This window comes from Qipengyuania sp. 902 (genome assembly GCF_051195295.1).
Taxonomy (GTDB): domain Bacteria; phylum Pseudomonadota; class Alphaproteobacteria; order Sphingomonadales; family Sphingomonadaceae; genus Qipengyuania.
The window spans coordinates 539,851-561,180 of the sequence record NZ_JBNJLJ010000002.1 but is presented as its reverse complement, the minus strand read 5'-3'; the positions used below and the strand labels follow the sequence as shown (position 1 = coordinate 561,180).

General features: G+C 61.5%; 17 protein-coding genes and 1 pseudogene. 7 read left to right on the top strand and 11 right to left on the bottom strand.

Features of this window, described 5'->3' with window-relative positions:
- Nucleotides 1-15 precede the first annotated feature (15 nt).
- From ACSH0F_RS07765 to ACSH0F_RS07755, 3 genes are all read right to left on the bottom strand, one after another.
- Complete coding sequence (locus ACSH0F_RS07765) at nucleotides 16-906, bottom strand: lysozyme (protein WP_435201531.1); 891 nt, start codon at nucleotides 904-906, stop codon at nucleotides 16-18.
- A 231-nt stretch (nucleotides 907-1,137) separates the two neighbouring features.
- Nucleotides 1,138-2,208 (bottom strand): helix-turn-helix transcriptional regulator, encoded by a 1,071-nt coding sequence (locus tag ACSH0F_RS07760; protein ID WP_435201529.1) that lies wholly within the window; start codon nucleotides 2,206-2,208, stop codon nucleotides 1,138-1,140.
- Between the two features lie 147 nt (nucleotides 2,209-2,355).
- Complete coding sequence (locus tag ACSH0F_RS07755; RefSeq protein ID WP_435201527.1) at nucleotides 2,356-5,052, bottom strand: calcium-binding protein; 2,697 nt, start codon at nucleotides 5,050-5,052, stop codon at nucleotides 2,356-2,358.
- Between the two features lie 326 nt (nucleotides 5,053-5,378).
- Between ACSH0F_RS07755 and uvrA the strand changes: the two genes are divergently transcribed.
- The 6 genes and pseudogenes from uvrA to ACSH0F_RS07725 all read left to right on the top strand — a co-directional run bounded on the left by uvrA (nucleotide 5,379) and on the right by ACSH0F_RS07725 (nucleotide 12,938).
- A complete protein-coding gene (gene uvrA, locus ACSH0F_RS07750; protein WP_435201525.1) occupies nucleotides 5,379-8,330 on the top strand; it encodes an excinuclease ABC subunit UvrA in 2,952 nt (983 codons plus the stop codon).
- Between the two features lie 44 nt (nucleotides 8,331-8,374).
- A pseudogene (locus ACSH0F_RS07745) lies at nucleotides 8,375-8,554 on the top strand (hypothetical protein); the annotation flags it as partial.
- Nucleotides 8,547-8,684: a hypothetical protein gene (locus ACSH0F_RS07740; protein ID WP_435201523.1), complete on the top strand. Its 138-nt coding sequence runs from the start codon at nucleotides 8,547-8,549 to the stop codon at nucleotides 8,682-8,684. The pseudogene ACSH0F_RS07745 and the gene ACSH0F_RS07740, both read left to right, overlap by 8 nt.
- A gap of 70 nt (nucleotides 8,685-8,754) precedes the next feature.
- Nucleotides 8,755-9,222, top strand: a complete 468-nt coding sequence (locus ACSH0F_RS07735) for a CHRD domain-containing protein (RefSeq protein WP_435201521.1) — start codon at nucleotides 8,755-8,757, stop codon at nucleotides 9,220-9,222.
- Between the two features lie 144 nt (nucleotides 9,223-9,366).
- Complete coding sequence (locus ACSH0F_RS07730) at nucleotides 9,367-11,469, top strand: hypothetical protein (RefSeq protein ID WP_435201520.1); 2,103 nt, start codon at nucleotides 9,367-9,369, stop codon at nucleotides 11,467-11,469.
- 383 nt (nucleotides 11,470-11,852) lie between these two features.
- Entirely contained in the window at nucleotides 11,853-12,938 is a 1,086-nt protein-coding gene (locus ACSH0F_RS07725) for a hypothetical protein (RefSeq protein WP_435201519.1), read from the top strand.
- Between the two features lie 136 nt (nucleotides 12,939-13,074).
- Here the strand turns inward: ACSH0F_RS07725 and ACSH0F_RS07720 are convergent, their stop codons facing one another.
- The gene (locus tag ACSH0F_RS07720; RefSeq protein WP_435201517.1) at nucleotides 13,075-13,587 is read right to left on the bottom strand and encodes a septal ring lytic transglycosylase RlpA family protein; all 513 of its coding nucleotides are present in this window, start codon (nucleotides 13,585-13,587) and stop codon (nucleotides 13,075-13,077) included.
- A 924-nt stretch (nucleotides 13,588-14,511) separates the two neighbouring features.
- Nucleotides 14,512-15,726 carry an argininosuccinate synthase gene (locus ACSH0F_RS07715; RefSeq protein WP_435201515.1) on the bottom strand — a complete coding sequence of 405 codons (1,215 nt, stop codon included), beginning with the start codon at nucleotides 15,724-15,726 and terminating at the stop codon, nucleotides 14,512-14,514.
- A 182-nt stretch (nucleotides 15,727-15,908) separates the two neighbouring features.
- Here ACSH0F_RS07715 and ACSH0F_RS07710 point away from each other — a divergent pair, with 182 nt between their 5' ends.
- Nucleotides 15,909-16,502 (top strand): hypothetical protein, encoded by a 594-nt coding sequence (locus tag ACSH0F_RS07710; RefSeq protein WP_435201514.1) that lies wholly within the window; start codon nucleotides 15,909-15,911, stop codon nucleotides 16,500-16,502.
- A 425-nt stretch (nucleotides 16,503-16,927) separates the two neighbouring features.
- Here ACSH0F_RS07710 and nadS read toward each other — a convergent pair whose 3' ends face one another.
- The 6 genes from nadS to ACSH0F_RS07680 form a co-directional block, all read right to left on the bottom strand.
- A complete protein-coding gene (nadS, locus tag ACSH0F_RS07705; RefSeq protein ID WP_435201512.1) occupies nucleotides 16,928-17,215 on the bottom strand; it encodes a NadS family protein in 288 nt (95 codons plus the stop codon).
- Complete coding sequence (locus ACSH0F_RS07700; RefSeq protein WP_435201510.1) at nucleotides 17,212-17,553, bottom strand: type II toxin-antitoxin system RelE/ParE family toxin; 342 nt, start codon at nucleotides 17,551-17,553, stop codon at nucleotides 17,212-17,214. The genes nadS and ACSH0F_RS07700 overlap by 4 nt, the downstream gene beginning before the upstream one ends.
- A 263-nt stretch (nucleotides 17,554-17,816) precedes the next feature.
- Nucleotides 17,817-19,067, bottom strand: coding sequence for a class I SAM-dependent methyltransferase (locus ACSH0F_RS07695; RefSeq protein WP_435201509.1), 1,251 nt, complete (start codon nucleotides 19,065-19,067; stop codon nucleotides 17,817-17,819).
- A 51-nt stretch (nucleotides 19,068-19,118) separates the two neighbouring features.
- On the bottom strand, nucleotides 19,119-19,859 hold the full coding sequence (locus ACSH0F_RS07690) for a molybdopterin-dependent oxidoreductase (protein ID WP_435201507.1): 741 nt from the start codon (nucleotides 19,857-19,859) through the stop codon (nucleotides 19,119-19,121).
- Nucleotides 19,849-20,520 (bottom strand): cytochrome b/b6 domain-containing protein, encoded by a 672-nt coding sequence (locus tag ACSH0F_RS07685; protein ID WP_435201505.1) that lies wholly within the window; start codon nucleotides 20,518-20,520, stop codon nucleotides 19,849-19,851. The genes ACSH0F_RS07690 and ACSH0F_RS07685 overlap by 11 nt, the downstream gene beginning before the upstream one ends.
- Nucleotides 20,517-21,290: an SDR family oxidoreductase gene (locus ACSH0F_RS07680; RefSeq protein WP_435201503.1), complete on the bottom strand. Its 774-nt coding sequence runs from the start codon at nucleotides 21,288-21,290 to the stop codon at nucleotides 20,517-20,519. The genes ACSH0F_RS07685 and ACSH0F_RS07680 overlap by 4 nt, the downstream gene beginning before the upstream one ends.
- Between the last annotated feature and the right edge of the window lie 40 nt (nucleotides 21,291-21,330).

The following is a 21,330-nucleotide window of genomic DNA, read 5'->3' as shown; positions in this document are numbered from 1 at the left end:
CCCGATTACGAAATGTCAGGCGTTCTGGCTGGCAGTGCCAGTCTCGCGCGGGTCCTCATATTCGGCTTCGGCGAAGATCGCAGCACGCCGTTCGGACCGGAACTGCAGCCCCCTCGCGACAGCGCCACCAGCATGGGTGTAGTCGAGCTGCGAAGCTACCTCGTCATAGTCTCCCGCATCGATCGCCGCGTTCAGTCTCGGGCTTTGTTCCGGAGAGACATTGCCGATGCCGACGTTGTAGACGAGATCCACGAGGGCATCGAATTCGTGCTGATAGAGCGGGAGTGCACCGACGAGCTGGCGCACGCCGCGCTCTGCCTCTGCGAGGTCTGCGGTCAGAAATGCCATCGCGCGGTCTTCGCTGATAGTATCGCCGACACGGAGGTTGTCTTCCGGTTCGACGAGATGGCCGACCCCGACAGTGGGATACCCGGCTACGTCCCGATAAACGGTGTAGCGGACGCCTTCTTCCTGAATTAGAGCTTGTTTGAAGTTGTCACTCGCTTTCAGCAGCGCAGCGGGCTTGCGCGTTTCTGCGGCGTCGACGACCAGTGAGGTGGCCGCGATCGGCTGTCCCTTGTTGGTTTTCGGTAATTGCGGTCCGGTAAATGCAGTGAGGCCGAGCGCGCCAGCGGTGAGCATTATGGTGGCCTGACGGCGCGTGGAATGCCGCGGTTTTACCCCGAATGCTTTCTGAGCCGCCCGTCGTGCCTGTTTCAGGTCCTTACGATGACGCCTGGCCTTGACAAGACGTTTGATCGGGTTGCGCGATTGTGTATCGTCACCAGATGCTTGCTTTCGTTCCCAATCTCCCGGCTCGAGCGGACGACCGAGGTCCGCCAGCAGAGCTTTAAGGCGCTCCGATTGGGCTGGGCGCGGCGTAATATTCTCCTGTTTCTCGGCCATAGGGCGAGTACTGCTTTCCGTAACTGCTTATCAGCGCGCCCCGTTGACCTGATGCCCCGCGAGCTCGGAACCCCTAGGCCCTCGAACGCTATGTCTTTGATTACAGAACGGACGAAGGACAGGATTTGGTCCCCACTTCGTCGTTTATGCAGCACGGTCGGGGGGGGGCGGCCTGCTCCAACGTTCTTCGAACGTTATCTGACAGAATGAATTTACGACTTACTAGGGTTCTCAGCCGCCAGCGGCTCCGAAATCGCCGCTCAGCGCTGCGATGATCAGGCTTTCGCGGCGGGCTTGATGCGCTTTGTGGCACATGTTTTTCACATGCCAGCGCAGGGTTTCGTAGCTGATACCGATGGCTTGCCCGGCGCGGCGCATATCGGTCTCGCGCATGAGGACTTCGAGGATGGCGGTCTCGCGCTCGGTGAAATTGTGGAACGCCGCAAACAGCTTTGCGCGCGACGTGATGGCATCGCGCGCCCGGGCTATCGACAGGAACACGCTGTCCGATCCCATCCACTGCAAGGGGGAGGGCAGGGGTGAGACCTCTATGGACGCACCGCCCAACCGAAACGACAAGGTCTCTCCTTCCAGCGCCTTGGCAACCGCTGACTCGACCACGGCGAGAGTCGCGCAGTCCATACCGGCCAGCCGGTCGCGAGCGATGAACAGGGCCGCTCCACCCAGGGTCCCGCTGTCGCATCCGCCATGGTCGGCATATCTGAGCGCCAGCCCGCGATCGACGACGAGATAGGCGAAATCACCCGGATCGCGATGTGCGCTGAGCAAGCGCGCGGCCCGCAACGAATTGCGCAGCGCTTTCTCCAGGATCGGGAGCAGGGCGCTCAGCCGGTCGGCTTCGGCCAGTTCGAAATAGGCTTCGCCGAAGCCGCGCTGTACGCTGATCGACTGGCGCCCGAATTCCGCATCGTCGCCGATGATGCCGTGCACGCTGTCGCGCACATCGCCGAAACGATTGATTGCTTCGAAATATTCGGTGTGCTCGATATTCTCGTTGCGGACATATTGCTGACCGAGCTGCGACTGGTGGACCGGCGTAAGCAAAGAAAGGCCGCTCCGAGGATCGAACCGGTTATAGTGCGAATTATAGCGCTCGATAGCCACTCGGTCGTGGTTCCAGTCGAGCGAGCGGCGATAGGGTCCACCGCCCGGCATGCCAAGTAGCATGGCCTTGGATCCGCCGACCCATTCGGCGATGTCGCGGAGGAGATCCTGGCAGCAATATTCGCCGAAACCCGCCGCTTCGCAGCGTCGTGCAAGCTGTTCTGCAGTGACCCCCATTCGAAAGCGTTACCGCGTAATCGACAGCGTATCAACGAGGTGCTCCGCCCCCGAGCCATGCGACTGTCGAGTCTTCTCGATAAAGCAAGGCCCGAACCACCTGTTGGTGGCCGGGCCCGCATGTCGCTTTGATGCTTGGCGGCGCGATCAGTAGAAGAAATCCGCACCGCCGATGGTGTGTGCCTCGAAGCCGCCCACCAATGCCGGAGCCATGTCACCTGCGCTCTTGGCATCGGGCAGGTCGGCCGCCGCAAGCCCGCCGAACTGCGCGCCGGTGAGCGCGATCTCGCCGGTCAGGCGGACGGTCATGTCGGACGATCCGTCTCCGTCGACGTCGAGCAGTAGCAGAGTATCGCCGCCGCCATCGTATTCGTAGCGCAGCTCGCCCGCCGTACCGCTGAAGGCGGCCTGGCCGACGAAGGCGAAGCCTTGGTTGCCGCCGACATTGGCATTGGCATCGATTGCCGACAGGTCGATGATGTCGCCCTGCGCCTTGGAGAAGTCGGTGATCGTGTCGGCCGCACCGGCGCTGGAGCTGCTGTGGCCGAGCGAGGCGAAGACGAACGTATCGCCGCCCGTCCCACCGGTCAGCGTATCGACGCCGAAGCCGCCGGTGAGGGTATCGTTCCCGCCTTCGCCGAACAGGTCGTCAGCTCCGCTGCCGCCATCGAGGCTATCGTTCCCCGTCCCGCCGTACAGAAGATCGGCACCGGCATCGCCAAAAAGGACATCCGCCCAGGAGCCACCGTCGATATAGTCGTCGCCGCCTGCGCCGGAGATCGTGTCGCGCCCTTCGCCGCCGCGGATCGTATCCATACCGACTCCGCCGTCGATCCGGTCATAGCCATTGCCGCCGTCGATCGTGTCATCGCCCGCCGCGCCGGTGATGATGTCGTCGCCATCGCCGCCATAGATCGTGTCGATGCCGGTTCCGCCGTTGATCGTGTCGTTGCCGAGACCGCCGTCGATCGTGTCCATACCGACACCGCCGTCGATGTCGTCGTCGCCGTCACCGCCGTCGATCGTATCGTGGCCGTAATTGCCCCGGATGAGGTCGTTGCCGACTCCGCCAAGCATGGTGTCGTTGCCATTGTTGCCGAAAAGCCGGTCCGCTCCGTCGCCGCCTTCGAGCCAGTCGTAGCCTATCCCTCCGATCAGTTCGTCGTTGCCATCACCCCCGAAGAGACGATCCGCGCCGTAGAGGCCGAAGATGCGATCGTTGCCGTATCTTCCTTCGATGACATTCGCGGCGCCGGAGCCTGTGAGGTTGTCAGATGCGTGCGAACCCCTCAAATGTTCGATATCGGTCAGGCGATGAAATACGTCTGTCGCAACTTCTTGCAAGGCGTTTGGCTCCGCCAGGGAAACGCTCACACCAACGCGAAAATACGTATAGTCGACGGTATCGCGACCCTCCCCACCATCAAGTAGGTCGTTGCCCAATCCCGCGTAAAGGACATCATCTCCTTCATCCCCGAATAGCTGGTTTGCGTCGTCCGTCTCAACGTAACCGGTAGTGCCGGTCAGACTGTCGTTTCCAGCTCCGCCGCGGAGTATGTCCGATTGCGCTCCTCCGAAGAGGACATCATCGCCATTCCCGCCTGAAATGTCGTCGGCACCACCATTCCCGTCTACATAATCGGCGCCATCTCCGGTGGCCACAAGATCGTCGCCGTCTCCCATTTCGAAACGAAACGTCTCGATTTGCGAGAAACTGCCACGATTACTGTCGACGAAGCCGTCCGCATTGACGATAAATCGCGTATCACCACTCAAGCCTCGCAGGTCGAACTCAAGATGATCGTTTCCTGCTCCACCATCGATCATGCTTATTGCATCTCCGGTCATGCCATATTCAAGCTTGAAGAAGTCGTCACCCGAACCCCCCAGGAACGCTACTTCTTCCATCTCATCAAAGGCTAACCAGTAGTTAGCACCGGTCTCGCCCACCGAGCCTGAGATCGATCCCGTGTGAGTAATATAAGCACGGAAATAAATTGCGTCGGTATCGTCCGAATACTGGGCGACAATCGTATCCATCCCGCGACCGCCCCTGGCGGCAACCGCGTTCGTGGTAGAAACAGTTATGGTATCGTCACCTATACCTGTGGTGACGCGATAACTCTCGAAATTAGTAGCTGCGAGCGCACCATCCACGAATACTTCGAGACCGATCGCCACCTGAGTACCAAACGCTGGAGCGCCGAAAACCGCCTCCCAATAGTCGGTCCCGCTGCCGCCATCCGCGTAGTCGGTGGTTGATTCGGATCGGACGGTATCATCGCCTGCTCCCGCCTTTAGGATATTTGTACCTCCGCCACCCCGAAGTTCGTCGTCGAGGTCGCCACTGGTAATAGAGTCGTTTCCGCTTCCCCCATAGAGCCTGAACTGCTCGTAGTTCGAGAAGGAGCCGACGCTGCTGAAGATTGTTGCCCCGCTAGCATCGAATGTCCAGTCACCGGACGTCGCGCCGAAAGCGAGGGTCAACAAGTCGATCCCATCCCACCCATCGAACTTAATGGACCGTTCCAGTGCAAAATCTTGCAGCCTTAACAGATGCCGGTCATCCACATTCGATCCAGTGAAATCCAGAATTTCGAAATTGGAAAAAAACGTGGTTGTGTAGCCGGAGGACGTCTTTGCGGTCCCGTTGAAAGAGCCGCCACTCAGTTGCGCAGCCTCTATAATAGAGCGGCCCTGGGTGCGATGATCTACGATCAGCGTATCCACGCCGCCCAACGCATCGATGCGGCTAGCTCCGTTGTGGTTGTTATTAAATGTGACGCTATCGTCCTCTTCCGTCGCAACGAAAGAATTGTCCGGATTTACTACTGTTACACCCAAAACTCGACCCCTTCCTTAATTTGAAGACCCAATGCCTTTTTCTACTGCCCAAATCAACGGCAACTCACCCGAGTTGCCCCGATTTTCGAATGGGAGGGAGCAACCTAATTCGTGAGCATGTTTATATCAGCGGATACGCGCATACCGGAATTCGGAGAATAGGTAGGTTTGGAGACTTGGGCGACAGCGGTGGGATCGAAACGCGTCCTGCGACCTTGTGCAGCGTCATAAAGGCCCCACATCCGGCATGACCAAAAGACATAGAATTTTTCAACTGGCTGCGCGCCAGCTTGATTTATTGGAACATCTGCGGAACACTTTGCTTCATGGCACTCACCAAAATTTCCGTCCGCGGCGCTCGTGAACACAATCTCAAGGGCGTCGATATCGACTTGCCGCGCGATAGCCTGATCGTGATCACCGGCTTGTCCGGCTCGGGCAAGTCGAGCCTGGCGTTCGACACGATCTATGCCGAGGGTCAGCGGCGCTATGTCGAGAGCTTGAGCGCCTATGCGCGCCAGTTCCTCGAGATGATGCAGAAGCCCGATGTCGAGCATATCGACGGGCTCTCTCCTGCAATCTCGATTGAGCAGAAGACCACCAGCCGCAATCCGCGCAGTACCGTGGCGACGGTGACCGAGATCTACGACTACATGCGCCTGCTGTGGGCGAGGGTGGGGGTGCCGTACTCGCCCGCCACCGGCCTGCCGATCGAGGCGCAGACGGTGTCCAACATGGTAGACCGGGTGATGGCGCTGCCCGAGGGGACGAGGCTCTACCTGCTCGCGCCGGTGGTGCGCGGGCGCAAGGGCGAATACCGGAAGGAACTGGCCGAGTGGCAGAAGGCCGGCTTCACCCGCGTGCGCATCGACGGCGAGATGTATGCGATCGAGGACGCGCCCGCGCTCGACAAGAAGTTCAAGCACGACATCGAAGTGGTGGTCGACCGCCTCGCGGTGAAGGCGGGGCTGGAGACGCGCCTGGCGGACAGTTTCGAGACGGCGCTGAAGCTGGCGGACGGGCTGGCCTATGTCGATCTCGCCGACACGACCGTGGCTGAGGCGCTGGCGGAGCGGCAGGACGTGCGCCCCGCGACCATCGGTCCGGATGCCGGGAAGGGCGGCGCGATGAAAGGGGCGGGGTTACCCGACAATCGCATTGTCTTCTCCGAACGCTTCTCCTGTCCTGTCTCCGGCTTCACCATCGAGGAAGTCGAGCCGCGCCTGTTCTCCTTCAACGCGCCGCAGGGGGCCTGCCCGACCTGCGACGGCATCGGCGAGAAGCAGCTGTTCGACCCGCAGCTGGTCGTGCCCAACGAGGCGCTAAGCCTGAAGAAGGGCGCGGTGGTGCCCTGGGCCAAGTCCAACCCGCCGAGCCCATATTACATGCAGGTGCTCGCCAGCCTCGCGAAGGAATACGAGTTCGATCTCACCACCCCGTGGGAGGAATTCGACAAGGAAATCCGCGACATCATCCTCTACGGCACCAAGGGCCGCGCCATCCCGCTCACCTTCAAGGACGGGCGCAAGCAGTACACGGTGAAGAAGCCGTTCGAAGGCGTGATCGGCAACCTCAACCGCCGTATGCTGCAGACCGAAAGCGCGTGGATGCGCGAGGAGCTGGCCAAGTTCCAGACCGCGCAACCGTGCGAGACCTGCCACGGCAAGCGCCTCAACGAGAAGGCGCTGGCGGTGAAGATCGCCGGCACCGACATTGCCACCCCCACCAAGATGAGCGTGGCCGATGCGAAGGACTATTTCCTCAAGCTCCCCGATGCGCTCAACGATACGCAGCAGCAGATCGCCAAGGCCATCCTGAAGGAGATCAACGAGCGGCTGGGGTTCCTCGACAACGTCGGGCTCGACTACCTCAACCTCGACCGCACCAGCGGCACGCTCTCCGGCGGCGAAAGCCAGCGTATTCGCCTCGCCAGCCAGATCGGCTCAGGCCTTTCGGGCGTCCTCTACGTGCTCGACGAGCCCAGCATCGGCCTCCACCAGCGCGACAACGACCGGCTGCTCGAGACTCTCAAGCGCCTGCGCGATCTCGGCAATACGGTGATCGTGGTCGAGCATGACGAGGACGCTATCCGCACCGCCGACCATGTGGTCGATCTCGGCCCCGGCGCGGGCGTGCATGGCGGCGAGGTGGTGGCGCAGGGCACGCTGAAACAGGTGCTCAAGTCGAAGAAGTCGCTCACCGCGGCCTATCTCACCGGGCGGCGCGAGATTGCCGTCCCGAGCACTCGCCGCAAGGGCAACGGGCACGAGCTCACCGTCCACGGCGCGCGGGCGAACAACTTGAACGACGTCACCGCTTCCATCCCGCTCGGCACCTTCACCTGCATCACCGGCGTCTCGGGCAGCGGCAAGTCGTCCTTCACCATCGACACGCTCTACGCCTCCGCCGCACGCCAACTGAACGGCGCTCGCGTGGTCGCGGGCGCGCACGACAAGGTCACCGGCCTCGAATATTGCGACAAGGTGATCGAGATCGACCAGTCGCCCATCGGCCGCACCCCGCGCTCCAACCCGGCGACCTATACCGGCGCCTTCACCCAGATCCGCGACTGGTTCGCCGGCCTCCCCGAAGCGCAGGCGCGCGGTTACAAGCCGGGGCGCTTCAGCTTCAACGTCAAGGGCGGCCGCTGCGAGGCGTGCCAGGGCGATGGCCTCATCAAGATCGAGATGCACTTCCTGCCCGACGTCTACGTCACCTGCGAGGAATGCGGCGGCAAGCGCTACAACCGCGAAACGCTGGAGGTGAAATTCAAGGGCCACTCCATCGCCGACGTGCTCGACATGACGATCGAGGACGCGGAAGGCTTCTTCAAGGCCGTCCCCCCGATCCGCGACAAGATGCACATGCTGAACGAGGTCGGCCTCGGCTACGTCAAGGTCGGCCAGCAGGCGACCACGCTGTCCGGCGGCGAGGCGCAGCGCGTGAAGCTCGCCAAGGAACTCAGCAAGCGCAGCACCGGGCAGACGCTCTACATCCTCGACGAGCCGACCACGGGCCTCCATTTCGAGGATGTCCGCAAGCTCCTCGAAGTGCTGCACCGGCTGGTGGACCAGGGCAATTCGGTCGTCGTGATCGAGCACAATCTCGACGTGATAAAAACAGCCGATCACATTCTTGATCTCGGTCCGGGGGGAGGTGTGCGAGGAGGCGAAGTGGTCGCCCAAGGCACACCCGAAGAGGTCGCCGCTGTGCCCGAAAGCTACACTGGACGTTATTTGCAACCGATGCTGGAGAGGGCGAAAGAAGCCGCCGAGTGAATGTGATCGTCCACGATCAAGCCTGTCCTGAGCTTGTCGAAGGGACCGCAGACCACATTCTCGACCTCGGCCCCGGCGGCGGTGTGCGCGGCGGGGAGATCGTCGCGCAGGGTGTCCCGGAAGAGGTTGCTCTCAATGAGAGAAGTTACACCGGCCAATATCTCAAACCGCTGCTGGACAGGGCGACCCGGGACAAGCCTGTCCTGAGCGAAGCCGATGCGTAGCAGCGGCGTAGTCGAAGGGCCGGAGGATGTCGCGAAGGTCGATGCCTCCTACACCGGCCAGCACCTCGCCCCCATGCTCGAGCGTGCGGGCCAGCGGGCGGGCGAGCGTACGCGGGAAGCGGCGGAGTAGCGCGGGCGTTTCCGCTTCCCCCTTGCGCGCCCCCGGCCTAGGGTCGGGCGCAAGCCAAGGGGAGAGAGCCATGAACCGCCTGAAATCCGCCGCCGCCACCGCACTCGCCGCGGCTTCCGCCCTCGCGCTGTCGGCCTGCGCCACCCATGCCGAGCGCGACCCGCTGGACTTCGGCACGCGCCTGTCCGCCAGCCTCGACGGCGCCAACGAAGTCCCCCGCCTCGGCGATCCCGACGGCTCGGGCGACTTCCTCGCCGCGCTCAACCCGCAGGGCCGCATGTGCTACCAGATGGAAGCGCGCGGCACGGACCTCATCACCGCCGCCCATATCCACGAAGGCGTGGCGGGCGTTGCCGGAGGTATCGTCGCCCCGCTGATCACCCCGCAAATGGGCCAGCGCGCCAATGCCTGCACCGAAATCGACGCAGGACTGGCCCGCCGCATCCTCGCCAACCCGGGCGGGTTTTATGTGAACCTGCATAATGAGGCATATCCGGCGGGGGCGGTGCGGGGGCAGTTGATGGTGGTGGCGGAGTAGGGCCGGCCAGTATCTCAAGCCGAAGCACAAGCGGCAGCGGGAGGCGGCGGAGTAGGAATCTAACCCGCTTGGATTGTGGATGAACTTATCTGAGGGGGCTAGCGGTACCGGATCGACTCGTTATCCAAGAGAAGGATAGCTTTATTGGAAGTCGCAATGGCACTTAGTACGAAAGCTGTGACCGTCTTCGCGACGCTTGAAGCGTTGCGAGACAATCAGCCAGATATTCGATATCCTCTAGCCACCCTCTTCGAGCCGGATCTCGCCAAATTCAATGGCGGAGTGTTTGACCCGAAAGCGCTAGCGCAAGAAATCAATGCCCAATACCATCTTGGCGTCACGAAAGAGGTAGTCGAAGGCTTTCTGCCAATTTTTGAGCAGCGTGGTTGGGTCAAAAAAGTCGTCGATAGTGGCGACAAGACCGGATTTATTGTGCAGTGCCTTCCTACTACCAAAATACCCGAGGAGCTCTCAAGTTTTCAAGAAGCGGCAGCAAAGCTTGCTGACGAGTTCCGAGAATTCATTAGGCAACTATCCCCGATCAGTGAGGTCAATAGGACCGATGCAGAACTTATCGATGGCCTCGTTGACTGGTTGCTTCTTCTAGATCGCGCAGGTGGCAACAAAATCCAAAAGGCTACTACTCATTACAAGGTTGGAAAGAAGATTGTCCTCGAGGTCCCGGACACTTTTGAAGGCGGCGCGCCATCCGAAGAAACGTTCTTGAGCGCACGGTTTGTTGAGCACCTTTTCAACTCAGGTTCTGAGCACATCCCGTTTCTCATCGAGCTAAGTGAAGTAGGGCTGGTCACGGAAGTCGTTCGCGATTTTCAAAGACCAGAAAGTGCTGTCGAAAAGACAAATCTGGCTATCTATTTGGATGCTCCACTGGCGATGGATTTTCTTGGTCTCTCCGGGAAGCCTCAACGGGAGAGTGTCACGCTGATGTTTGACGGCATCAAGAAAGCTGGAGGCTCCATTCGAATCTTCCGGGAAAGTGTCAACGAAATGCAGGCTAGTCTGCATGCCGTTCTTAGTCGGCCAGTGTCTCAACGGACTGGGCCTACAGCAGATGCGCTCCGTCGACGTGAAGTTTTAGAACCTTGGGTCCGCGAGGTCGCAGCTCGGCCTGAAAGGTTTCTTGCGCCGCTTGGCGTCGCAGTGGTTGAGGAAACCTTGGACATGTATCCGCACCAGCACAAATTTTTCACCAAGGGCGCGTACGAATTGCTTTATTCGCAAATTGGCTGGGTGAAGGATGATGCTGCGAGACACCACGATGCTCTCATCGCCACTCTCTCATTCAGAAAAAGAGGTGGAACCCGAACTGCCGATTTATTTGAAGCCAAACATGTTGTTGTGACTAGAAATCCTTCATTCCCAAACCTTGCAAGACGCATTGCGAGGGAGCAGAATTATATTGGCGAGAGCCATGTCGGGCCGGTCATTCATTCGAGGCAACTCGCAACTGCAGTTTGGCTTCGTATGGGCACTCAGAATAAGGTTGAAATTCCTCGAAGTTATATCCTTTCGGCCTGCCGTCGCGTGCTGACCTTACGCAAGAACATCGTGGAGAAAGTGACCGAGTTCAAGGAGACACTGTCCGAAGAACAGGCCGAACAGCTGGAAGTGCTTATAACCTCCGACCGTTCTGCTCAGGTGCTGATGGACAAAACTCTCGGATCATCCAATGTGATTGATGCGAAAAATATTCCCACCCTTCTAGAAGAAATGCGGAAAGCCCAGATTGCGGAATACGCTCAAGAAAGGGATGCAGAGCAAGCAATCAGGGAGCAAGAGGCCCAGAAACGTGAGGCTGATCTCAACGCATTGGCGGAAGAAGAAAAAAAGAGAGCTGAGCTAGCAGAGGCGGACGCAATCGCAAATCGCGATAAAGTTCGAGGCGTCTATGAGCGTTTAGTCGAAACCACAAATCGAAAGATATTACGCGAACGCTTCATTTTTGTAGCCTTTACAACATTACTTGTATCTATTTCAGCATTAGTTGCATTTTTTTCTCAGGGTGCTGATCCGATATATGGGTATCTCGCTTTCGGGATCATCTTAATTCTCGGTATAATTCTTCATCTGTTTTCATCACTTGGATCAATGTTTATCGATCCATGGTTCAAAAAAAGAGATCACTCCAATCTTGGACGAACGGCACTTGAATTCGGACTGAGCTACGACGAAATCTTTGACCAAGTCTCCCATAATGGTCATGAGTTTGAGATCAAATCGGAATGATTTCACCACAATTGCTATGGCGTGACTGAAGTCGCTGTCCTACAGAATCCCCTTCGCGTCGCCACCCTGGTTCACTCAAACCCATGAGGTGACCATGGACGCTCCCGTCACCATCGAAGCCGCCCCCAATCGCCGGTCCTCACCGGGAGGGGGTACATCGTGTTCTCACCCCAGCGGAATCTTTTGTTTACGCCCTCAAACGCCGGGCGCGACGCGTCCGCGTCGCTTGGCTTCCTCGCATAAGCTCGGGCGGCCGGTCGGCCTTGCCTCGCCTGCGGCTCGGATCAGTGCCAGTTAGTTAGCGATGGACTATAAGTTCTGTCCTACACCCCCCGCGCTGTATAAATCACCCGGTTCCCTTCCTCATTCGCAAGGTGAACCGCATGACCGATCTCAGCAACCACCCCATCGTCCTCCACACCGATCTCTTCGCCGAGCACGAGCATGCGCCGCAGACGCAGTTCGTGGCGGAGCGGCAGGTGGCGTTTCTCGAGGCGCTGGCTGTCACCGGATCGGTGCGGGCCGCGGCGCGGCGGGTGAAGGTCTCGCACCAGACCTGCTATCGCGCGCGGCGCAATTCCGCCGCCTTCGGGCGGGCGTGGGATGCCGCGCTGGTGGTCGCGCGCGCGGCAGCGGAGGCGAAGCTGGCGGATTGCGCCATGAACGGCGTGGAGGAGGAGGTGTGGTATCACGGCGAGCTCGTCGGCACGCGCCGCCGGCTCTCCGACCGCCTGCTGCTCGCCCATCTCGGCCGGCTCGACCGCCTCCGCACCGACGCGCGGATCGAGCAGCTGGCGGAGAATTTCGACGCCATGCTCACCCGTATGCGGCGCGGGGGAGCGATCGAGGTTGCTCTGGCGTCAACCAACACCGCTCATGCTGAGCCTGTCGAAGCAGGTTGGCCTGGCGCGACCACCGTTGACCCTGCGGGTCAGCTTCGCTTCCGACAGGCTCAGGGTGAGCGGGGTTTGGGTGAACCGGCAATTTCCTCGCCTGGACCGTGTAACATGCGGTCCATGTCTGATGCGGGCGAGGGGCTTGCGGAGGCTTCCGATGCGCCGCCCGAACCGCCCTGTCACTGCGTCGGCGCGCGGCTCGGCACCGATCGCGGGCAGCCGCACTACCGCGTCGGGGCCGAGGGGTGGGAGCCGGTGTGCAATGTGGGCGAGACGGCGGACGGGGCCGCTGCGCTATGCTGCGCCGCGCCGAGCTGGCCGGAATGCCGCGAATGCCCGCACTATCCGCGCGTCTCTCGCCTGATCGAGGAAATGGACGAGGCGCGCCCCGCCGACGCGCCGCCTGTCGCGGAGCTGTCGGGCGAGGGGTGGGACGTGGAGGGGTGCCAGATGGCCGCCTTCGAAGCGGGCGACGAAGACTGGTGGCGCTACGGCGCGGACTGGGCGCTCCACACGCGCAACGCGGCGGGGGAGTGGGTGGCCGAGGGGGAGGGGAGTGAGAGCCCAGGCTGACGGCACCGTGGCGCTACGCGTGCCTCTCCTAGAGCACCGGGCCGGCGGAGGCCCGGCAAGGCCGACCGTGCGCCCGCAGCGACCGGAGGGAGCGAGGATAGCCTAAGGCCGCGGATGCGGCCGCCGGCGCTTGAGGCTAGTCAAGTAACGCCAGCTCAACCCGGCCATGCCCGCGCTGGATCAGGCCGAGCTGCTCGGCGGCGGCGCGGCTCACGTCGATCACGCGGTTGCCGTGGAAGGGCCCGCGATCGTTGATGCGGACGGTCACGCTCTTGCCGTTGCGGGGGTTGGTGACCTGCACCAGCGTGCCGAAGGGCAGGGTGCGGTGCGCGGCGGTCATTGCGTGCATGTCGAACGCCTCGCCGCTGGCGGTGCGGCGGCCGTGGAACTTGCGGCCATAATAGGACGCGCCGCCGCTCTGGAGGACGGTGAGCACAGGTTCCGGCTCCACCGGCGGGTCGAACGTGCCGAGGTCGACGACCTTGCCGGCCGCCTCCGGCTCGGGCGGGAGGCTGGAATAGGGCGTGAAATGCTCGACGAAGGCGGCTTCGGTCGCGGGCATCGGCCCGGCGCTCTGCGAATGGCCCGCGCTGGCGGGAAGGGTAACGGCGGCAGCAAAAAGCAGCGCGCGGATCGTGCGTTTGGTCATCAGATGAACCTCCCGTTCAGATCGGGTGGCTATACCGGAGGGCCCGGCGGGAGTCGTTAACCCGGCGGGCGGTGGCCCCATTCCCGCCACAGTTCGTCGCGCTTACGGGATCGAAAGACGCATCCGTACCGAGTTTCGTGGGTCGGAGTAGCGTTAGCCACTAGAGGTTGAGCAAGGGAGGATTCGCTCGCTGGCAAGGAGCCCGCATAGCAAATGGGGCCGGCATCACTGCCGACCCCACTCTCACCGATGCGTGGCCGTGTTCCTTCATCCGAAGATCAAGGGACGCGTAACTTGGCATCCGATGTTTTCCCTTCTGGTCCGTCCGAAGACTTCCCTTCCGGTTCTGTCACCGGCGCTCGCACCGGCATCCGGATCCACCCTCCGGCTGACCCGCTCGGGTGCGCCAGGTCGCAAGGACCCTCGCTTCCGTCGCAGACCTGCCTTCGTCAGGCGGTTCCGCAGCTTGGCTTTCCGTTTATGGCCTTCCGCCTCGAACGGTCACATCGTTGTCCGGTCCGAAGACCTTTCCGCAACGCCACCTTCGGCTTCCGGCCATGTTGGCCAAGCTCGTATCAAAACACCTTCGCGGTTCCGTCATCGACCCGCCTTGCGTCCGACCGAAGTCTTCAGCACGAGGGTCTCTTGAACCGCGCGGACAGGTCCCGACACGTCATTCCGGTTTGGAAAAACTCCGATCTATCAAGCCTTTCGGCTGTCCAGTTCAGCTTGTTTCCGCGCCGTTCCGATGACTTGAAGCTGCGCCTGAAGACCCGATTCTGCAACCGCCCGACCGGCGACTTTTCCACTTTCGCCAGTTTTCGCTGTGGACGGGAGTGGATAACTCAACTGCCGGTCGCAAATTCCTGTCGCTCACAGTCTCGCAGGCGCAATATCGCAATGCACAATCGCGCGACAACGCAACTAACGATCACGTTTGGCGAGCAGCCGCAGCCGCAGGGCGTTGAGCTTGATGAAGCCTTCCGCATCCTTTTGGTCGTAAGCGCCCGCATCGTCCTCGAAGGTCACATGCGCCTCGGAGTAAAGCGAGTTTGCCGACTTGCGCCCCACAACCATCGCACTGCCCTTGTAGAGCTTGAGGCGAACCGTCCCGCTGACCTTCTCCTGGCTCAGGTCCACAGCCGCCTGCAGCATTTCGCGCTCGGGGCTGAACCACAGGCCGTTGTACACCAGCTCGGCATAGCGCGGCATCAGCTCGTCCTTGAGATGCGCCGCGCCGCGGTCGAGCGTGATCTGCTCGATACCGCGATGGGCGCGGGCGTAGATCTCGCCGCCCGGGGTCTCGTACATACCGCGGCTCTTCATGCCGACGAAGCGGTTCTCGACCAGATCTAGACGCCCGATGCCGTGCTTGCGACCGAGATCGTTCAGCGCGGCGAGCAGCGTCGCCGGGCTCATCGCCTCACCGTTCAGCGCCGTGCCGTCGCCCTTTTCGAAATCGATGGTGATGTATTCCGGCGTATCGGGAGCATCTTCGGGATGATCGGTGCGCGAATAGACGTAGTCGGGCGTCTCCTCCCACGGGTCCTCCAGCACCTTCCCCTCGCTCGAGGTGTGGAGCAGGTTCGCATCGGTCGAGAAGGGGCTCTCCCCGCGCTTGTCCCTGGGCACGGCGATCTGGTGCGCCTCGGCCCAGGCGATCAGCGCGGTGCGGCTGGTCAGGTCCCACTCGCGCCACGGAGCGATCACGCGGATGTCCGGGTCGAGCGCATAGGCCGACAGCTCGAAGCGCACCTGATCGTTCCCCTTGCCGGTCGCGCCATGGGCGATGGCATCGGCGCCGGTTTCGTGCGCGATCTCAACGAGGCGCTTGGAAATCAGCGGGCGCGCGATGCTGGTGCCGAGCAGGTAATCGCCCTCGTAACGCGCATTGGCGCGCATCATCGGGAAGACGAAGTCGCGCACGAATTCCTCGCGCAGGTCCTCGATGAAGATGTGCTTGTCGGGAATGCCCATGGCGCGAGCCTTCTCGCGCGCCGGCTCGATCTCCTCGCCCTGGCCGAGATCGGCGGTGAAGGTGACCACCTCCAGCCCGCGCTCCACCTCGAGCCACTTGGCGATGACGGAGGTATCGAGGCCGCCCGAATAGGCGAGGACGACACGTTTGATCTCGGACATGGATACACCTTCGCTAGCTTGGCCGCGCCGCTAGCAGGAGCGTGATGCTGTAGGCAAATGGGAAATTGAGTTGAAAGGCAGCGTTTTTTCCCAGGCTTTTGGCACCCGAAATTCGAATTCTCGAATCTTAAGAGTCACTTAGCTGGATTTGACTAACCCACTGATTCTGATAGAATATGTGGATGGATGCTACATACAATCTCAACGGCGGTTTCAAACCGACGACGAAACGCTTCGCCGATCTTAATGGGCCGGATTTCTTCCCGACGCCGCGTTGGGCGACGAAAGCGTTGGTCGACAACGAGCCGTTCTCAGGGACAATTTGGGAGTGTGCTTGTGGCGATGGTGCGATGTCGGATGTTTTTGAGGATGCCGGCTACCGAGTGGAGAGCTCTGACTTATATGATCGAGGTTATGGGGAAGCTGGCCATGACTTCCTATCGAGCGACCGAACTGCACAAAACATAGTTACAAATCCTCCATACAACGCCGCGGAGGGCTTTGTATTTAGAGGCTTAGATGCCGCGCATTCCAAGTTTGCGCTTTTGCTTAGGCTGGCCTTTCTCGAAGGAAAAAATCGCCAGCATTCGATCTTCAACACGACCCCGCCCGCGCGAGTGTGGGTTTTCAGCGAGAGGATCACTTTTTATCCCGCTGGAGCCGAGAGGAAGGGAAGCGGCACAACCGCTTATGCCTGGTTTGTCTGGGATAAGTCACATGTTGGGCAACCAGAACTCAGATGGCTGCCGACAGGCTATAAAGCTCGCTACAGCTAGATTTGCTGTGCGCCCAATGGCGTCAGCGTCCAAAGGCCGCCCGAGTATGAGATCCATCCTCGGTTTATGGCATTGTCTAGGGAGTCGTGACGATGGCTGACGATGTTCCCGACTATCTGCTGCCAAAGTTCCTCGTTATCACGAGTGTCTGATTGGGCCCGATCGTCCGCAGTCAGTGTGACGTAGTTCGGTATAGTGCGCTTCACTTCCGACGTTTTCGCAGACTGGTTTGGCTGACTTTGCAGAAACTTCATGGCTGCAAGTGCTAGTTCATGTTCTGTAGTTCGGTTCATTTTATCCATCGGCCGTTCCTATTTGAGAACTTGGAAATGACAACCAACATTAGAATATCAATGCTGACCGAAAAAGTACTCTCATGTGTCTTGTTTTGAGACACCCCTGGTGGCTTGTTGACCTCTAAGCAGTCACCGCAACATCTCGCGCACCAGCGACGGTCGCTTGGCAATCATCGCCAGCAGCACTTGCGCCGGACCCGTCGGTTGCCGCCGCCCGTGCTCCCAGTTCAGCAGCGTTCCCTTGGCCACGCCGATGCTGCGGGCGAAATCGCGTTGCGACAGGCCGGTCTGCGCGCGGATGGCGGCGACGTCCACTTGCGGCACCTCGACCCGACGCACGCGTGCGCCGGTGTCCTTGCCCTTGGCATGATCGAGGGCTTCGTTCAGCCCCTGCATGATGCTGTCGTATGCGCTCATTGTTCGTCTCCGTAATGCGCGATCAGGACCTTGCTCAGTTCCACCGCCGCAGCCTGCTCAGCCCGTGTCAGATTGTCCTTCTCGTTTTTGGCAAACACCGTGACGAGAAACAGCGGCATATGCCTGCCGCCGAATACATAGATCGTCCGGTAGCCGCCGCTCTTGCCGCCACCCGCGCGGGGAATGCGGACCTTCCTCAGACCGCCACCGAGCGAGATGCCCGCTCGCGGATGGGCCGCGATAAAATCGACCAGAGCCTCGCGCTCTTCATCCCGCATGATCGACTTCGCACGCCGCAGAAACTCGGGGAGTTCGACTACGGTTTGCAATTCCGGCATCCATTTCAACTATAAGTCATTGGCATGTATGTCAATGGCACATAACGGCGTAAGGCGCGATTTTCCTACACGGCCTAGAAGAGGTATCGAGGGGCATGGCTTTCGCCGCGCTCACCCTTCGTTCTGCCAGCACCGAACTGCACCCACATCCCTCCGCAGCTTTTTCCGCATTGGACCGTGTAACATGCGGTCCATGTCGTTGGACTGTGCGGGGGCGAAGCCTCAATTCGTCCTACACGGCTGTCGGGCGCAAAACCTCGGCTTTAATCCCCGCCCAGCAGCCGCTTCTCGGCCGCCGCCATGTAGTCGCGCGTGATCGGCAGGGCGCGGCGGTCGCGGACGTACTGGATCTGGTAATTTCCCATGCCGCCCCATTCGAAGGCGGCGGTCGCGCCGGCGAGGTAGAAGGTCCACATGCGGTAGAAGCGCTCGTCGTAAAGGTCGACGATGGCCGCGCGGTTGGCTTCGCAGCGGGCGTACCATTCGCGCAGGGTTTTGGCGTAGTGCAGCCGCAGCGTCTCGATGTCGGAGTGGATAAGCCGGCTTGTCTCGCTAGCTGCCAGCGTCTCCGACAAGGCCGGGATGTAGCCGCCGGGAAAGATGTACTTGGAGGTGAAGGCGTCGGTCGTGCCCGGTCCGCCGAAGCGGCCGATGGTGTGGACCAGCATGACGCCGTCGCCCGCCAGCAGGTTGGCGCAGGCGCGGAAGAAGGTCTCGAACTGGGGGCGGCCGACATGTTCGAACATGCCGACCGAGACGATGCGGTCGAACCGCTCGCCGCGTTTGGCGAGATCGCGGTAGTCGACCAGCTCGAAGATCACGCGGTCATCGACTCCGGCTTCGCGGGCGCGGCTGCGGGCGAGGGCGAGCTGTTCCTCGGACAGAGTGATACCGTGGACCTCGACGTCGAAATGCTTGGCGAGGAAGATCGCCATACCGCCCCAGCCGCAACCGATGTCGAGCACGCGCTGCCCGTCTGCCAGCGCCAGCTTGGCGGCGATATGGGCGAGCTTGGCGTGTTGCGCTTCGGCGAGGGTCTCGACACCCTCGGGCCAGTATGCGCAGCTGTACTGCATGTGCTCGGGTTCGAGCATCAGGCGGTAGAGATCGTTGCCGATGTCGTAGTGATGCGCGACGTTCCTGCGTGCGCCGATGCGGTCGTTGATCGAGCCGATGGCGAAGCTTGCGCGGTTGCGGAGGCGGCGGCCGAGCGAGGGCGGGCGCAGCCTGCCGCCACGCTCCCACACGGCGTTGAAGCGCAGCAGCTGGACGAGCTCCATGATGCCGCCACCCTCAAGGTCGAGGCGCTGGTCCATGTAGGCCTCCGCCGCGCCGATGCGGGGATCGAGCAGGATGTCGCGCGGGACCTTGCCGTCGCGGAAGATGACGGCGAGTTCGGGATAGCCCTGCGCGGGCTTACCGAAGCGGACGGTGGTGCCATCGGCGAAGCGCGCTTCGAGCACGCCCTTCTCGATGACGGAACCGAGGAAGCGGGAAAGGAGGCGTTTGCTCATGCAGCTATCTGGCGTGACATTCGGCCTGTGTCCAGCGGGTGTTCACGCTCGTCAGATGCCGGCATACCACTGGTAGCCGGCGCGGTCCTCCCAATAGCCGCCCTGTCCTTCGCCGATGTCGTCGAGGCTGGCAACGGCTTCGATCGCGGTGAGGTACTTGGCGTGCTTGTAGCCCAGCTGCCGCTCGATCCGCATACGCAAGGGCGCGCCGTTGCGGACTGGAAGAGGCTCGCCGTTGAGGCGGTGGGCGACGATGGTCTGGGGGTGGTAGGCATCGATCAGGTCGACGCTCTCGTAATAGTCCTGGCCGTTGAGGTTGTCGGCGCAGCGGAAGACGATGAACTGCGCCTCGGGGCGGAGCTGTGCCTCGTCGAGCAGGAGGGAGAGCTGCGGCCCGGTCCATTCGCCGATCGCGCTCCACCCCTCGACGCAATCGTGGCGCGTGACCTGCGAGCGCTGGGGCAGGCGGCGGATGTTGTCGAGCGTGAGGGCGAGCGGGTTCCGGACCAGCCCGCCGATGGTGAGCTGCCAGTTGGCGAAGCCTTCTTCGACATGGCGCGGGTAGTCGCCGTTCTGGGGATCGACCGAGCCATTGCCGCGGAAGAAGGGGGAGATGGCGCTGCGCGGGTACTCGGGCGCGAGCGCCTCGCGGTTGGCAAGCAGGCGGTGCGCGCCCATGTGCCACTTCTCCGCCGCAGACAGCAGCCGCGCGCCCGCATCGCTATCGGCCACCTTGTTGCAGCCGGCGACGAAGGCGGCACCGGCGGCGGCCAGGAATCCTCTACGCTTCATGGGTCGATCCTCCGGTGATCATGGCGCGCATCTGCCCGATCGGACCGGACAGCAGGACGAGGGCGACATGCACGATGAAGAAGCCCAGGATTGCGAATGCGAAGATGAAGTGCAGGCTGCGCGCCGACTGGCGCCCGCCGAGCAGGTCGACCAGCCAGCCGAAGGTCGGCTCCGTACCGGGGCTGATGGCGATACCGGTGAAGACCATCATCGGCAGGAAGACACCGAGCACCAGGCCATATGCGAGCTTCTGGATGAAGTTGTACTTCCCCTCGCCGTGGTCGAAGTTGAGCTTCGCGTGCTCGACGATATCGCGCCAGATGGCCTTCGGGCGCCACTCCCTGCGGGTGGTCGTGAGGTCGCGCTTGAAGTGGCGATTGACCAGCATGGCGATCCACATGAACAGCAGCCCGAGCGCGAAGGGCCAGGCCATCAGGATGTGCCAGTCCCGCGCCACGGCGAGGCTGTAATAGCCCGGGATCGTCATCCAGTCTGGAAAGCGCGGGACCTCGAGCCAGGCCTGGCTACGATCGAACCCCCAGTCGCCCCAGTAGAGCAGGCGATGGGCATTGCTGATGGTGAGGCCGGACATGAACAGCACGACCACGCATAGCAGGTTGAGCCAATGCCAGATCCGTGTGGAAGCGCCGTGTCTCTTCATCCTGCATCCCCCTCGCGCGCGAGATAGATCACATCGCGCGATTGGGCCAGCAGGTGCTGCCCGCTGTCGATGTAGAGCGTCTGGCCGCTGGCGAGGTGCCTGCCTGCCAGGAACAGCGCTGCGTCCGCGACTTCGTCGGCGCCGGTCTTGCGGCAGAGCAGGTTCAGGCGGTGGGACACCTCGGTTTCCGCTTCGCTCTGATCGTGGCTCGGCAGGATGGCGCCAGGGGCGAGGCCGTAGACCCGGTCCGCCTCGTCCACCGCACCCATCGACAGCATGGCGATGGTCGAGTCCAGCGCGTGCTTGCTCATCGTGTAGCTGAAGAAGTCGGGATTGGGGTTGGCAAGCTTCTGATCGGTCACATGGATCACGCAACGCCCGGCCTCGCTTCGCGCGGTGGCGAGGTAGGCTTGTGCCATGCGGGCCGGGGAGGTCGCGTTGACTTGCATCGCTCTCCTGTTCGTTGCCGGGTCGAGCCCGGTTACACTGTCCTGTTCGAACAGCGAGGCGCAGTTGACCAGCGCAGCCCAGTCGGGGAGCTTCGCGGCGAGGTCGTCGACCATAGCGACGGCGCTATCACCATCGGCGAGGTCGCAGCGGATCGTCTCCGCGCTCGGCAATGCAGCGGCCAGTCGTTCGGCGGCATCGGCGGAGCGACGATAGTGGATGATCACATGCCAGCCCGCCGCGCCGAAGGTTTTCGCGATCGCTGCGCCGAGGCGCTTGGCACCTCCGGTGACGAGCACGGCTGGTCTGTTGGTATTCGGCATGGCTTTCCTACTTTAGCCGAACGCGCTCCAATGGAAAGGC